The organism is Paenimyroides ceti, assembly GCF_030409925.1.
On sequence record NZ_JAUFQU010000001.1, the window covers coordinates 2,650,569 to 2,666,825 of the forward strand.

General features: G+C 36.2%; 12 protein-coding genes. 8 read left to right on the plus strand and 4 right to left on the minus strand.

The annotated features are described in order from the left end of the window. Positions 1-714, minus strand: a complete 714-nt coding sequence (locus QW060_RS13225; protein ID WP_290363950.1) for a pyridoxine 5'-phosphate synthase — start codon at positions 712-714, stop codon at positions 1-3. Positions 715-808: 94 nt separating this feature from the next. On the opposite strand from QW060_RS13225, the gene QW060_RS13230 reads away from it, so the two are divergent. The 8 genes from QW060_RS13230 to murI all read left to right on the plus strand — a co-directional run bounded on the left by QW060_RS13230 (position 809) and on the right by murI (position 9,219). After that, entirely contained in the window at positions 809-1,468 is a 660-nt protein-coding gene (locus QW060_RS13230; protein ID WP_290363951.1) for a CBS domain-containing protein, read from the plus strand. Position 1,469: 1 nt separating this feature from the next. Next, positions 1,470-2,354: an NAD kinase gene (locus QW060_RS13235; protein ID WP_290363952.1), complete on the plus strand. Its 885-nt coding sequence runs from the start codon at positions 1,470-1,472 to the stop codon at positions 2,352-2,354. A gap of 124 nt (positions 2,355-2,478) precedes the next feature. Continuing rightward, on the plus strand, positions 2,479-3,165 hold the full coding sequence (gene porG / locus QW060_RS13240) for a type IX secretion system protein PorG (protein WP_290363953.1): 687 nt from the start codon (positions 2,479-2,481) through the stop codon (positions 3,163-3,165). After that, on the plus strand, positions 3,165-3,905 hold the full coding sequence (locus tag QW060_RS13245; RefSeq protein WP_290364764.1) for an isoprenyl transferase: 741 nt from the start codon (positions 3,165-3,167) through the stop codon (positions 3,903-3,905). Before porG ends, QW060_RS13245 begins: the two co-directional genes overlap by 1 nt. A 9-nt stretch (positions 3,906-3,914) precedes the next feature. Next, positions 3,915-6,629, plus strand: a complete 2,715-nt coding sequence (locus tag QW060_RS13250; protein ID WP_290363954.1) for a BamA/OMP85 family outer membrane protein — start codon at positions 3,915-3,917, stop codon at positions 6,627-6,629. 27 nt (positions 6,630-6,656) lie between these two features. Continuing rightward, a complete protein-coding gene (locus QW060_RS13255; protein WP_290363955.1) occupies positions 6,657-7,820 on the plus strand; it encodes an OmpH family outer membrane protein in 1,164 nt (387 codons plus the stop codon). Positions 7,821-7,858: 38 nt separating this feature from the next. Next, positions 7,859-8,368: an OmpH family outer membrane protein gene (locus QW060_RS13260; RefSeq protein WP_290363956.1), complete on the plus strand. Its 510-nt coding sequence runs from the start codon at positions 7,859-7,861 to the stop codon at positions 8,366-8,368. A 65-nt stretch (positions 8,369-8,433) separates the two neighbouring features. Beyond that, the gene (gene murI, locus QW060_RS13265; RefSeq protein ID WP_290363957.1) at positions 8,434-9,219 is read left to right on the plus strand and encodes a glutamate racemase; all 786 of its coding nucleotides are present in this window, start codon (positions 8,434-8,436) and stop codon (positions 9,217-9,219) included. Positions 9,220-9,248: 29 nt separating this feature from the next. Here murI and QW060_RS13270 read toward each other — a convergent pair whose 3' ends face one another. Genes QW060_RS13270 through QW060_RS13280 form a run of 3 tightly spaced genes read right to left on the minus strand, consistent with a single transcriptional unit; the run spans position 9,249 to position 16,202 of the window. Continuing rightward, on the minus strand, positions 9,249-9,761 hold the full coding sequence (locus QW060_RS13270; RefSeq protein WP_290363958.1) for a gamma carbonic anhydrase family protein: 513 nt from the start codon (positions 9,759-9,761) through the stop codon (positions 9,249-9,251). A 48-nt stretch (positions 9,762-9,809) separates the two neighbouring features. Further along, positions 9,810-10,847: a PorP/SprF family type IX secretion system membrane protein gene (locus QW060_RS13275; protein ID WP_290363959.1), complete on the minus strand. Its 1,038-nt coding sequence runs from the start codon at positions 10,845-10,847 to the stop codon at positions 9,810-9,812. A 3-nt stretch (positions 10,848-10,850) separates the two neighbouring features. Beyond that, entirely contained in the window at positions 10,851-16,202 is a 5,352-nt protein-coding gene (locus QW060_RS13280) for a T9SS type B sorting domain-containing protein (protein ID WP_290363960.1), read from the minus strand. Between the last annotated feature and the right edge of the window lie 55 nt (positions 16,203-16,257).

A 16,257-nucleotide genomic window follows, 5' to 3' on the forward strand; every position in this document is an offset into this window, starting at 1 on the left:
TTATTTCAATTTATTAAGATACATATTAACCACATTTTCTATTCCGAGATAGATAGACTCCGCTATTAAAGCATGTCCAATAGAAACTTCCAAGAGATCCGGAATGTTTTTTTTAAAAAAAGTAATATTCTGAAGACTCAGATCATGCCCTGCATTGACACCTAATCCTAATTCATTAGCCAAAACCGCAGCATTAGTATAAGGGACAATTGCTTTTTCATTTCCAAGACCATATTCATGAGCAAACATCTCTGTATACAATTCAATACGATCTGCTCCTGTTTTTTTAGCTCCCTCGATCATTTCCAATACAGGATCTACGAAAACAGAAACTCTGATATGGTTTTTATGAAATTCTGATACGACCTCTTTTAAATAACTTTCGTTCTTTACAGTATCCCATCCTGCATTAGAAGTTAGTGCATTTACAGCATCTGGTACGAGTGTTACCTGAGTAGGCTTACATTCCAATACAAGGTCAATGAAATTATCCATCGGATTCCCTTCAATATTATACTCTGTATACACCACACTTTTCAAATCACGCGCATCCTGATAACGTATGTGTCTTTCGTCAGGTCTCGGATGTATGGTAATACCTTGAGCACCGAATCGCTGAACATCAGCAGCAACTTTCAATAAATCAGGAACATTCCCGCCTCTTGAATTACGTAACGTTGCAATTTTATTTATATTTACAGATAATTTTGTCATTTTTTTCTTGATTTAAGACAAAAATACAAAGTAAAGATTAAGTATAATTGATATAATTTTAATTATTTTGCAAAGTAAGATTTAATACCAAGCTATGAATTCTCTCCCACAGCATATCAAACATCGTATCAAGCCTTTTCAATTAAGCACTTCTTTTGAAGATGCGAAAACTTTTTTAACTAAAAAGCATTTTTCACACTTTCCGATTGTTGAGGAAACTGTTTTTTTAGGAAATATAGCTTTAGAAGATGCAGAAACAATTGAAAATTTTCATTCTTTAGGGGATTACCGAATGGTATTTGAACCCTTCTTCGCACGTGAGTCAATGAACTGGCTGGAAGTATTGGAAATTTTTTCTAAAAACGAGACGAATATTGTACCAGTTTTGGGAGAAAATAATTCGTATAAGGGATTTTATATTTATAACGAAGTAGCAGGTTATTTTAATGATACTCCTTTCCTAAAAGAACCGGGAAACATTTTTGTTATCGAAAAAAATATTCATGATTACAGTATTAGTCAGATTGCTCAAATTGTAGAGACCAATAATGCAAAACTTATCGGGGTTATTCTTTCTAAAATAGAGGATGACAAAGTACAAATAACAGTAAAATCTACTGCATCCAATATTAATGAAATCATACAAACTTTCAGAAGATACGGATATGAGATCATTTCCGAACACACAGAAGACAATTATCTAAGCGAACTAAAATCACGTTCGGCTTATTTAGATAAATATTTAAATATATAGTATGAAATTTGCTATTTACGCTCAGACTTACAAACCTGAGAACAGGGACATAATTGAACAATTGATTCATGTAATTGAACAAAATTCCGGTACTCTGATATTTGAAAAGGATTATTATGATATTTTGCTAAAGGAAAGTGTTATTGAGCAACAATATAACACATTTACAAATCATAATGACCTTGAGGAAAATATTAATTTTTTTGTAAGCATTGGTGGTGACGGAACAATGCTCAGGGCAGCCAATTTTGTAAAAAGTAAAAATATTCCCATTATCGGAATTAATGCCGGGCGGCTGGGGTATTTAGCCAATGTGCAACAACAGGAAATTGAAGCCCTTATCCCTTCTTTGTTTTCAAATGCCTATACTCTTTCCAGAAGAACTCTTTTGGAACTAAAAAACCCAGCGCAGGAAACCTCACCATTTGATATCAATTTTGCATTGAATGAAATTACGATTTCACGAAAAAATACCGCTTCGATGATTTCAATAGTTACGCATATAAACGAAGAATTTCTTGCAACCTATTGGGCAGATGGTATCATCATTTCAACTCCGACAGGCTCTACCGGTTATTCACTGAGCTGTGGCGGTCCAATTATCACACCGGATTCAAATTGTCTGGTAATAACACCGATTGCGCCACATAATCTTACTACACGGCCACTTATTATAAATGACCGTAGTACCATAAAAATGAAGATCGACGGACGAGAGCCGCAGTTTCTGTTATCTGTTGACTCGGAAACACGCGCTATGGACAATGAAACAATCATTGAAGTAGCTCTTGCATCGCATACTGTAAACATGGTAGAATTCCCTGAAATTACCTTTATAAAAACGCTCAGAAACAAATTATACTGGGCTGAAGACAGAAGAAACTAAAGATAATAATTGCTACATTTTAGCGTTAGATATATCAAATACAAGGAATTTTAATTCGTTATTTTAAATTTTGAGAGAACCATTTATTCATTTACATTAGTATATTTGCAAATTATTAAGAACTATGTTTAGAAATCTATTAACCATATTCCTTCTGTCGATATGCAGCGTTTCAAACGCTCAGATCAACGAAATAGGTGTTACCATAGGTGCTTCGAATTTTATCGGAGACATCGGGGCTACCAATTATATTTCTCCGAAAGATCTTGGTTATGGAATTCAGTATCGCTGGAACAGGAGTCCGAGACATTCCTGGAGGGCTTCTTACAATTATCTGAAATTATCCGGAGATGATGCAAAATCAGATATGATGATGCGCAAAGCCAGAAATTTATCCTTTAAAAATAATATACATGAACTATCTGTTGGTATTGAGTTCAATTTTTTTGAATTCGATTTACACAATGAATGGTTCTCTTTTACACCTTATTTATATACAGGAATTACAGGTTTAAAATATGATGAAACATATTTTGACAAAAAGAAACAAGAAAAAACAGAAGATACCTATTCACTGGCGATTCCTTTATCTGCAGGATTTAAAGCTCAGATAAACAAACGCATTGTATTAAGCACTGAAATAGGATTGAGATATACATTTACAGATAATCTGGACGGAAACAATCCATCTTCAAATAAATATGCGGGTTCGAGATTTGGAAATACAAATAGTAATGACTGGTATGTATTTACTGGCCTTACACTTTCCTATACTTTTGGTAAAAACCCTTGTTATTGCGCACCGAATTAATGAATGATCAAGAATTAAAAAAAGAATTGCTGCCTACCCATTTAGCAATTATTATGGATGGTAACGGACGTTGGGCTAAACAGAAAGGTTTTTTACGGACTTTAGGGCATGAAAATGGTGCCAAAACCGTAAAAAAAACGATTGAGTCCTGTACTAAAATGGGCATTAAATACCTCACTCTTTATGCCTTTTCAACAGAAAACTGGAACCGTCCTAAAGTAGAAGTACAAACTTTAATGCGCATCTTGGTTAAAGCTTTGAAGAAAGAACTAAAAACATTGATGAAGCATAATATTCGTCTCAATGCAATTGGCTCACTGAATCACCTACCTGAATCTGTTCGCAAAGAATTAACAGAAGTTTTAGAAAAAACCAAAGAAAACAGTCAAATGACATTATCATTAGCATTGAGCTATGGTTCACGTGAGGAACTGATTTCTGCGACAAAACAGCTATGTGATAAAGTTAAAAATAATATAATTTCAATTGAGGATATTGACGAATCCGTTATAAATAATCATCTTTACACCCGAAATTTACCAGATGTCGACTTAGTTATCAGAACGAGCGGAGAGCAAAGAATCAGTAATTTTTTATTATGGCAGATTGCCTATGCAGAATTTTACTTTACTGATATATTATGGCCTGATTTTTCTGAACAACATTTAATAGAAGCTTTGCTTAATTATCAAAGCCGTGAACGAAGATTTGGTAAAACAAGTGAACAAGTAAAAAATTAAAATCAAGATATGTTTATAAAAAGCATAAAATATCTGTTTCCTTTGTGTTTAGGATTTGTAAGTCTTGCTAACGCTCAAGAACCTGTTAATCCTATTCCGGCTACAGCAACCGATACTATTAAAAGAGAAACCCCAAGTGAAGTTGTAGCAGATTCAAAAGGTGTAAAGAGGTATATTTTAGGTGATATTAAAATCACCGGAAATGTAAAATACAACGAGCTTACCATTCTTACTTTTACCGGTTTAGAAAAAGGACAAACCGTTGCTATACCCGGAGAAGATATTGCAGATGCTGTTCGTAAACTATGGAATACAGAATATTTTAGTGATGTAAATTTCTACGAAGACTCAATTGTAGGAAATGTAATCAACTTAGAATTAAATCTTAAAGAATTACCCCGCTTAAACGAAATACAGATTACAGGTTTAAAGAAAGCGAAAAAAGAAACGCTTTTAAAAGAACTCAGTATAAAACCGAACAGAATCATTAATGAGAACTTAATTACCACTACTAAAAACTATATTGCTAATAAATATAGAAAGGAAGGTTATTACAAAACTAAAGTTAATATTGATGTGGTTCCTGTGGAAGGAAAAGAGACGAAAAATATGATTATCAGTTTTGATAAAGGAAAAAAGGTTCGTATTTCTTCTATTAATTTTTCAGGTAACAAGCAATTCTCAAATGCAAAACTGAGAAAAGCCATGAAAAACACCAAGCAAAAAAGTCCTTTAAATCCGCTCAGAATTTTCAAGCCTTCCAAATATATTGAGACAAACTATAAAGAAGATTTATCCAGTATCATTGATAAATATAAAGAAAAAGGGTACAGAGATGCCAGAATAACATCGGATACTGTCGTTTATAATGAGAAAAAGAATGCAATGAAAATAGACATTGCATTAGAAGAAGGTAGAAAATATTATATCGGTGATATTCGATTTATCGGTAATAAAACCTACAGTGATCGTGATTTAAGAAACCTTTTAGGTATAAGCAAAGGTGAGGTATACAATGGTGTATTGCTTGACAAACGTATTCAGGATGTAAAAAATCCGGATGCTTATGACCTTACCAACTTGTATCAAAACAATGGTTATTTATGGTCACGTGTTACTTTAGTCGAAACTAAAACTACCAATGATATCATCGATTTTGATGTTCGTATTATGGAAGGTCCTCAGGCCCGTTATAATTACATTACAGTAACCGGAAATGAGAAAACACGCGATGATATCATCTTAAGAGAAGTATATACGGTTCCCGGAAAAATATGGAGAAAGTCTGAAGTAATTGAAAGTATCCGACGTCTGGGAAGCATGCAAATATTTGACGCCCAATCCATCAACCCTAATGTAAAAAATGCTGATCCGGAAAACGGAACAGTTGATGTTGAATGGGAAGTAGTTGAAAACGGACAAAGTCAGGTTGAACTTCAGGGAGGTTACGGAGGTGGTACCATCATTGGTACAGTTGCACTTTCTTTTAATAATTTCTCTGTGCGAAATCTGTTTAACAAAAATGCTTATAAACCATTTCCAATGGGCGATGCTCAAAAAATGTCTTTACGTATTCAGGCAAGTACGTATTTTCAGACCTACAGTTTGAGTTTTCAGGAACCATGGTTTGGAGGAAAAAAACCAACCTCTTTATTCGGTAGTATTTCCCACAGTAGACAAAGTGCTTACAACTTCAGAACATTTGAAACGGACAGAAGTCAAGGTTTAAGAATTACTTCTGCAAGAATTGGTATTGCGAAACGATTGGCTGCACCAGATGATAAATTTACCTTATCACACTCTTTAGAGTTTCAGTATTATGATTTAAGAAACTATACAACCGGACTGTTTAATTTCAGCAACGGTACTGCTAGAAACTTAAATTACACCATTGATCTTACCAGAGATAACAGAGGTAATGACCCTATCTATCCTACTTATGGATCAATGTTCAGTATTTCAGGTAAATTTACAGTACCTTATTCTTTGTTTAATAATGTAGATTATGCTAATTTAGGTAATCTGGAAGCGTATAAGACAAAGACCACTGAACTTATGACCAATCCTCAGACTGGAGCTGATATTCCAATTGGAAGTTATCTTGATGCAAACGGATTGCCGGTTTCGGATTATAGAGATGCCGCTCCAGATCAGGAAAAAATTGATCAGAAAAGATTCAATTGGTTAGAGTATTATAAAATTAATTTTAAAGGAGACTGGTATACCGCTATTGCAGGCAATCTTGTATTAAGAACTACAGGACAGTTTGGTTTTCTCGGAGCTTACAATAATGATCGTGGTGTAATTCCGTTTGAACGTTTTTATTTAGGAGGAAGCGGAATGATGAATTACTCGATGGATGGTAGAGAAAATATAGCTTTAAGAGGATATGAAGACAACTCATTATCACCTCGAAGCGATGCCGGTTTTGAAATTGGTGGTACCGTGTACAATAAATTCTCGGTAGAATTACGTTATCCTATTAGTTTAAAAGCTCAGATGAAAGCATATGTGCTTACTTTTGCTGATGCAGGTGCTGCTTATAGCTCATTCAAAGACTATAATCCGTTCAAGCTTCAAAGATCTGCAGGAGCAGGAATTAGAGTAAGTATGCCTATGTTTGGTCTCCTTGGGATGGACGTTGGATACGGTTTTGACAATATTCCAGGTACCAATCGCAAAGGTGGTGTTCAATACCATTTCATCTTGGGGCAACAGTTTTAATGGCATAAAATTTGAACCATATCATATATGAAGAAATTATTTGTTTCACTTTTTTTAATCAGTAATTCGTTTTTATTTGCTCAAACGAGCAATAAGGTTGCTGTTGTGGATATGGATTTTATTTTAAAGAAATCTCCGGAATATGTCGAAGCAAATAAAGAACTTCAGAAAAGAGCAAAAGAATGGGAACTGGCAGTTCAAAAAAGAAAAGCTGAGATAAAAAAATTAAGAGATCAATTATCTGTTGAAAGACCTCTGTTGACACAACAATTGATTGACGAAAAAGATGAAGAAATACAGCTTTTAGAAGTTGAATTGCTCAACTATCAACAATCAAAATTTGGTGTTGATGGTGATTATTTTGCACAAAAAATTAATCTCGCAAAGCCTATACAAGATCAGATTTACACAATCGTCAATGATATAGCAGAAAAAAAGAGATATACGATGGTGCTTGATAAAAACGATACCTCAAATTCTATGTTATACGCTAAAAAGAATAGTGATATCACGGATCTTATACTCAGAGAACTTGAGAAAACGCGCAACAGAGGCAAATTGTCCAAAAAGGAAATTGCACAGATGGAGGAGCAGGAAAAACAACTGGAAATAAAAGAAAGACAAAGAACTAAAAGAGAGGAATTAGCAGAAAGACAAAGATTGCTTGAAGAGGAAAACGAAGGGTTAGCTTCCGGTGATAACCACGCAAGTACAACTCCTATTTATTCTGAAGCCGACCGAAGAAAAAAAGAAGCAGAAGAACGCCTGGAAGCCATTAAAGCGAAGCAGGAAGAGATCAAAGCTGCCAAACTGAAACAAATTGAAGAACGCAAAAAAGAGATCGAGCGCAAGCAGGAAGAAGTAAAATTAGCGAGAGAAAAAGCACAAAAAGAAGCTGAAGCCCGCAAAGAAAAAATATTGGCTGATCGTCAGAGAAAAATTGAAAATGCCAAAAATGATACAGCAGCTTCAAACACTTCTTCACAAAATCTGACGGACGCCCAAAAAGAAATTCAACGTAAAAAGGAGGAAATTCAAAGAAAGAAAAAGGAAGAACTTGATAAACGCAGAAAAGAAGTTGAAGATCGTAAAAAAGAAATTGAGCGCCTGAAAGAGGAAAGAAGAAAAGAAGCTGAAATACGTCGTCAGGAAAGTCTGAAAAAACGTGAAGAGGCACTTAAAAATAAATAAATCGAAAACAAATAAATATTAAAACAAAATCAGATCTAATGAAAAATTTAAAAAAACTATTTATCGCTGCATTATTTGTTATAGGAGCTAATGTATCTGGAAATGCTCAAAAAATAGCTCATATTAATGTGTATGAATTGCTTTCTGCAATGCCTGAAATGAAAACAGCAAATGATGAAGTAAAAAAAGCTAAAGATAAGTTTGAAAAAGATTACCAGACTATGGTAACAGAATTACAGACTAAAGCTCAGAAATATCAGACAGAGGCTCCTACTGCAGGTGATGCTGTAAATGCAACACGTGAAGCTGAATTGCAACAGTCTCAGGACAGAATTATGCAATTTCAACAAAATGCACAAAATGAGTTAGCGAAAAAAGACGAAACCCTTAAAACTCCTATTTTAGAAAAAGCTCAAAAAGCAATTCATAAAGTAGCAAGAGCAAAAGGTTATGAATATGTATTAGATTCTACTGTTGGTTCTGGAGTTATCTTGGCAGATGGTCCTAACTTAATGGATGATGTAAAAAAAGAATTAGCGATAAAATAAGAAAACCTTATTTCTCAAACGACTAACTGCCTCATAATAGGCAGTTTTTTTTTAAATTTGTTTTTATGAAAAATGAAAATCCCATTGGCTTTTTTGATTCCGGAATTGGAGGAATTACCATTTGGAAAGAATTTGATAAAATTCTGCCTCATGAAAATACAATTTATTTAGCAGACAGCAGAAATGCTCCTTATGGACAAAAAACACCTGAAGAAATTATTTTTCTATCAGAAAAAAATACGGAATATTTACTCAACAGAAATTCCAAGATGGTTGTAGTAGCGTGCAACACAGCTACCACAAATGCAATTGATTACTTAAGAGAAAAATATAAAGTTCCTTTTATTGGTATCGAACCCGCAATAAAACCTGCTGCATTGAACTCAAAAACTGGAAAAATAGGTGTCTTAGCAACAAAGGGAACGCTTACAAGTAAATTATTCCACAAGGCAGTAAAATCATACAATAACGTAGAAATAATCGATCAAATCGGATTTGGGTTAGTTCCACTTATAGAAGCTGGAAAAATTGATTCAGAAGAGATTAAAAGCCTTTTAAAAGAGTATCTTTCTGTAATGGTACAACAAGATATTGATTATCTGGTTCTCGGATGTACCCACTACCCGTTTTTAACCGATTTAATCAAGACGATGATTCCTGATCATATACAGATCATTGATTCGGGTATACCAGTAGCAAAACATGGAAAACTTTTATTAGAAAGATGTGGATTACTCAATAGTCAGAAAACCACCGGAATTAAAGAATTTTACATAAATGCAGATGAAACAGTACTCAAAAGCCTTATTTCCAATAAGGAAAATTATATCATTCAACGAATGAATTTTTAAAAATATAGGGGTTTCAAACCCCTATATTTTTATTTATACCAACTGGAATATAGCACATAATTATTAGCAATGCGCTCTATTTCTCCTTTAAAATCTGATGCATTTAAATCCTTCACCTTTTTAGCGGGAATACCGGCATAAATAGCATTTGATTCTAATACGGTATTCTGAGTTACTACAGCTCCTGCCGCCACAATAACATTTGATTTAACGACACAATTATCCATAACAATAGCTCCCATCCCAATAAGCACATTATCTTCAATTATACAACCATGGACAATAGCATTATGCCCCACTGAAACATTATTACCAATTACAGTAGGATGTTTTAAGTAGGTACAATGTACCATAGCATTATCCTGAATATTCACCTTGTTACCAATAGTGATTTTATTGACATCTCCACGGATAACGGCATTAAACCAAATACTGCATTCTTCGCCTAAAACAACATCTCCTATAAGAGTTGCAGTTTCGGCCAGATAACAACTCTGAGGTATTTTAGGTTGCTTATTATTAAGTTCTTTTATTAAAGCCATATGTTATTATTAAATAAAAAATCCCGACAAATATCGGGATTTTTTTTATTAAAAGTTTACGGATGGACAGTTACACTTATAACTTGTATTTCTACATAGGAAATTAAATCCTAAAGTAATCTGGTGAAATCCTCCGTTGGCAAATGTTACATCACCAAACTGATGAGAGTAGGTGTAGCCCACCATAATACTCTTATATTTTACACCTAATATAGGAGATACAGAATGATAGTATTGCTTATTCACTTTACCATTTGTTCCCTTCATATATTCAGCACCATCAAATGCTGTTCTGTAAGAAACTCCGGCAAATAATTGTCCGTTTGTGAATTCTTTATACATTTTCATATTTACATCCAGAATTTTCTCCTCTGTCTCTTCTGTATACTGGAACATAACAGAAGGCTCCCATGTAAATCCATTATCATTTGCATAAATACTTCTTGAATTTCCAAAAACATAACCAACAGATGCTAAATATTTTCTTCTGTTATCACTTTCTACATCAGAATATATATCACTTTTAGAACCAATAAGATTTTTAACTGTAACATGCGTATAAAAATCAAGATAGTGGTAAGAAACTCCGGCATCGATATTGAAAAAGGAATCTTTTACTTCCATCCCACCATGCACATTCGGGTCAAAATTACCTCCTGTTAAGAAATCACTTTCATCCAGCGTTGTTTGTCCCAAACCGGCACTTAAACCAAATGACAATTGATTCAAATCATAGTCTGTTCTTGAAAAATTTAAATGGTGTGCATATGTAATTTTTCCTCCCATTTGTTTATGATACCCGTTTCTATCATTATAAGCGATAAAACCAATCCCTGATTTCTCTCCAATTCGGGTGTTGAAACTTAAAGTTTGTAAAGCCGGTGAATTATTCTCATCTGTCCATTGCTGTCTCGCAGTTAAACGTACTTTGGCACAATTAGCAGCACCTGCCATAGAAGGATGTATTAAATAATAATTATCTGTCAGATAGTCTGAGTAAACAGACATTCCTTCCTGTGCAACACTAAATTGTGATATAAAAAGTGATGACACTAATAGTAATAAAGGCTTTTTAAAAATATTCATACGTTATCTTTTTAATGTAAAGTGACCTGTTGCTTCTTTTTGTAATCCGGTGTTTGGTTCTATGTATTCTACTTTGAACCAGTAATCAGTCGATGGCAGTGGTTTCCCGTTTAACGTTCCATCCCACCCTGCTCCTGCAGGACTGATCTGTTTTAATAATTTTCCTTGACGGTCAAAGATATAAATTTTTGACTTTGGTTGGTTCTTTAACGCAGGAATATTCCATGTATCGTTATAACCATCTCCGTTTGGTGTAAAATATTTAGGGTAATTCAAAACTGTTACTACTAAACTCGCAGGACAAGCCTCGTTTCCAGCCTGATTTTTAACACGTACCCAAACTGTGTGATCTCCTGGTGAAACATTCATAAAGATGTTTTCTTCCTGGTAAGGTCCTTCATCCAAAGCATATTCGTATTGGTAACCCGCAGGGCCACTTACGATCACTTCGATGGCATTGGTATCACTGAATCCATCTGTAAGGTTTACAACATCAATAGTCAATGCAGGTGCATCCTGTACAATGATGGTTTGTATCGCTTTACAACCTGTAGCGTTTACTGTTACTTCTACTGTGTAAGTACCGGCTTCTGTTGCCGTGAAAGTTGGAGTATTACCTCCTACTACCGTACCGTTTCTTGTCCATACAAAAGTATGACCCGCTGCTGGTAACCCCGTATCCATTAAGTAACCCGTACGTTCCTGTGTACGGTAATCAATACAGATGAATCCGTCTGGAATATCTTTCATGATTGGACCGTCGATAACATTGATATCGAATTGGATGGTTGCAGTACACAGTTCATCTGAATCATTGTTGTATACTTCAGCAATGATCGTCTGAGGGTTGCTCACCGTCTGGTAAGCGGTCGGCGTACCGATCACAATACCCATCTGATAGTTTTGTACAGAGGCATAGTAACGTACCTGTAACCCTGTTACCGGTTGAGTACCGATGATATCTGCACTCATAACGGTTAGATCCACTACCGTTAATCCGTCGTTTACACCATCGATATCACAGAAAGTAACATCAGTTGGAGTAAAGGCTTTTACAGCTTCTTCTATTTTAAGGTTGAAAGAAGCGATAGCAAAACATCCGTGTTCGATATTCTCTACTCGTACCCAAATCGTTTGTTCGGTTGGGGTAACGTTCGTATACAGATAAGGCAATGGATTGATTGCATCCGTAGCATCTTCTTCAGTAAGGTAATAACGTACACTGAATAAGGAAGCATCTTGTCCCGCCAACGCCTGAGCGTCTTTATCGTGCAGATTGAATTTATAGTATTCAGGGGCATTCTCGATACAAACAAACAAAGGCGTCATAGGTCCTACTGCAGGAGTAGGGATTACGATCAAGTCTAATGGTACTACTACTGAACAGCTTTCACTTGGAATTCCGGTTTTGGTAGAAACACGTACATAAACGGTTGTACTCGCACTGGTAAACGCTTCCGCTTCTTCCAATGTTAACGCTGCAGCTGTGTTACCCAATTGGGCATCTCCAAAGGTTAAATAGTATTCGTAGCTTAGGTTGTTATCAAAGTTACTGATATCTGCTTCTGCATCTCTAAGGTTAAACTCTGCTTCTCCGTCTTCTATCTCACACTCTGTTAAAGGTGCAGGGGTCATGTTCGGCTCCGGTAAAGGAAGCACACGAAGGGTAAGCGGCACTACACTTCTACATCCGTATTGGTTGATAACAGAAACCCAGATCGTTTGTGTAGCAGAGGTATTGGTATATGCTGTAGGGTTACCGATCGCATTAGAACCGGAGCGCGCTTCTGCTTCTGTTAAGTGGTAGGTAACTACCGCTTCAAAAACCTCTCCCTGTAAGATCTGTAATTCACGGATGGTAAGGTCAAATACCGTTTGGAAATCGTTTGGCAAGGCTTCGTTACACAATACAATTGGTGTAGGTGTACCTAATGGCAATGCCGTTTTTCCTTCTATGGTAAAGCTGCCTAATGCAAAACAACCGCCTGATAAGACATTCGCATTGTCGATACGAACCCAGATTGTTTGTGGATTAGTGGTATTGACAAAGGCAGTAGGATCTGCAATCCATCCCGTACCTGCCGTAGCAGATGCCAAACTCGTATAATAACGAACCGTATAGTTACCAGGCTGTGGCTGGAAAGCGATGATCGCTGCACTTTGCTGGGTAAGATCAAAACTCGTTAACCCATCAAATAAATCCCCTACCGTATCACACGATACATAGTTTGGAAGTGTCAACGGCATAATAGGCGCTATCTCTAATTTGAACGCAAGAGCATATACTGAAAAACAGTTCGTTACAGGGTTTGTAGCACGTACCCATACCACAGGATTGTTCGCCTGAAGGTTGTTGTACTGCGCAGGGTTCTGAATAGGAGCCTGGTTGTTCAAAGCGTTGCTCTCGGTTTCAAAGAACGTAAGCGTATAGTTTTCTCCCTGCAGCAATAAAGCAGCATAAGAGGTTAAATCAATGGTTCCGAATCCACCTTGTCCTGAAGCACAAACTGCAATTGGAGCTGCAGGAATATGAAGCACAGGCGCCGGGCTTACACGGATGTCCATTGTGGTTAGGGTGAAGCATCCCGTACGTGCATCTTCTACACGAACATGTAATGTCTGTACGTTTTGTACCGCATTCTGGTAGTTCATTGGCAGAGGGGCAACATCATTCTGTGCATCTGCTGCTGTATAGTGGAATGTAACCAGGAGGTTGCTTTGGTTGTTGGTGATCGCAGGTATTCGGCTCGCCAGGTTGAAGATCATAAAACCATCATGGTTATCATCACACAACTGGTAAGTAGGTACCGGATTAGGGACAACCGGTTTCGCATTCACTACTAAATGAAGCGTTACCACACGGAAACATCCCGTTGTATTATTTTCTACACGTACATAAACAGTTTCTGAAGTAAGGTTAGAGAAAGCTGTTGGGTTACTGATTGGGAATACGTCAAAAGTCGCATTGTCGAAAGTGGTATGATAGCTCAGGGTATAATCTGCCGGATTCAATCCGTTCAGAATAACTCCTGCCTGACTTGTAAGATCAAAAACAGCCAGTCCGTCGTTGTTGTCGTCACAAATCGAATATTCTAAATTACCTATAACATCTGGTGTTGGGTTTACTATGAGAGTTACCGGAACAATACTCGAACAGGAAGAGTTAATATATCCTACTCTTGCATAGATGGTTTGTGCATTTGGTGTGATGTTTACATAGTTCACCACCTGATTGATCGGTAATACGTTGTTTTGAGCATCGCTAAGTGTCTCATGGTAACTTACCTGGATACCCGCTGGAATAGGATTACCTGCTATCTGGATTTTTAAGGCTTCAAGGTTGAAAATACCAAAACCATCATTGTTAGGATCACAATACGTAACAGGTCCAACAGGATTCGCAATTGGTGTATTTCTGATGAGTAATTGCTGTTCTACAACTATAAAACACCCTGTAGCTGCATATTCTACTCTCACATATAAAGTACCCTGAGGTCCTGTATAGTTCAATGGAAGAGAAGGTCCTCCGTTTTCCGCTTCTGCCTCGGTCTGATAATAGCTCAGGTTAATACCTGTAGCCGTGCCGATGATATTAGACTGATTTAGCGCTAAATTAAAGTTAGCAAAACCGGAACCGTTGATCTCGCAACCGTACATAGGCAGGCGATTGGTATTCGCTACCGGTAGCGGATGGATAAACAAACGGAAAGAGGTTACACCAAACTCATCTACATTCTGATCATTTTCAACACGCACCCAAATGGTTTCACCATCTGTTGCCTGATAATTGGATAATTCAGGTTCCTGAATCGCTCCTGTATTCGAGTTAGCGTCATCTTCTGAATGATGATATGTTACCGTATATCCTAATGCTCCATGATATACAATAGCGGACTGAACAGTTAAATCAAATGAATTTGGCTGATCTGCACATATTGCTAAATTTGGCAAATACACCAAGTTCAATGGACAATCAATAACTGAGATTGTAAAAGATTTTATTTTATAGCATGGATTGTTTAATGATTGAATGCGTACCCAGATTGTTACCGGATTAGAATCATTTGGAATAGAATAAAATTCATCAATAGCCCCTGTTTCGTTTTCTGCATCATCTTCTGACAAATGATAGGTATACATTACCTGATCAAAAGTAATACCTTCAACAGCCTGCGTAAGATCAAAAGTAGTTTCTCCACCCTGCATTTTACAGAGTTCTAAATTAGCAGGATCCTGTATAATGGTAATATCATTATAAAACTCTATAGTAACCGGTTCAGGGTTAAATGCACAAGATCCGGTAAGTACATCAATTTCTACACTGTATACACCAGGTTCCGTTACTTCATAAGAAGGCCCTGTAGCACCCGGTATAATAACACCGTCTTTTTTCCATACAAAAACATACTCATCCGGGCTTAATCCTGTATCTAATAAATAAGACTGCTCATCACAAAGAGCGGTATCATCTACCAAAAGTTTATCTTCCCCAATTTTAAATTCCCCGATATTGAAACTACCAGCCTCAATAAATACTGCGGAATCAAAACTACTATCCTGTCTGTCTGCAATAACTAATTTTATATGGTAAGTTGTATTAGGAATAACATCAGATTGTGCAGTCAACTTTACAGTCTGTCCTCGAAAATTAATTGCTGACTGAGCAGCAATCGTTGCATTTGCTATATTATAACTCCCGAAATATTCCGGATTTACTGAAGGACAATCTGTAGATCCTACTGGGTTCCACTGCTGATCTCTAATAGTCAGTACAGAAACCGGATCTGTAGTACCCGGCACCAATGCGAGATTAACAACATCACCTGTTACTGTATTCGTAAGAAAAAAAGCAAAAGCATCTGGAAAAGTACATTGATACTGCCCATACTCTTCTGAAGCGAATAAGAAATTAAAACTCATTTCATTTGTAAAAGGCTTGAAATCAAATTCTAAAATAGTAGCATTAAGATAGTTGTCATTCCGATTCAGAATATTATTCATATAATCTTGTAACTGTGTATCTCCTAACCATAAATTATTTCCGTTACCCTGCGTCCCTACTTTTGGACCAGGAGCAGCTGTAGCTCTTCCTGTACTTAATACAACGCCGGCACTCATCGGGAAATTAGGATTGGTATTCTGAAAATAGCCAATACCATTATTGATCTGGTTAGTTCCTCCGAAAGTGGTACCCGTAGTCCAAGTAATATTTGATATTTCAGCACAAGGTGTATCAACAAGAATATCTTCCACTAATTGCGGCACGGTATATTGCGTTGTATTTACAGTAATTGGTTGTGCCAATACATGTAAAAACGGGACGAGGAGAAAAACTATCAGTAAATGTTTTTTCATAAAAATATAGATCCTTTTGGAATTAATAAACCTAAACAAATGTTAATTTTACGTT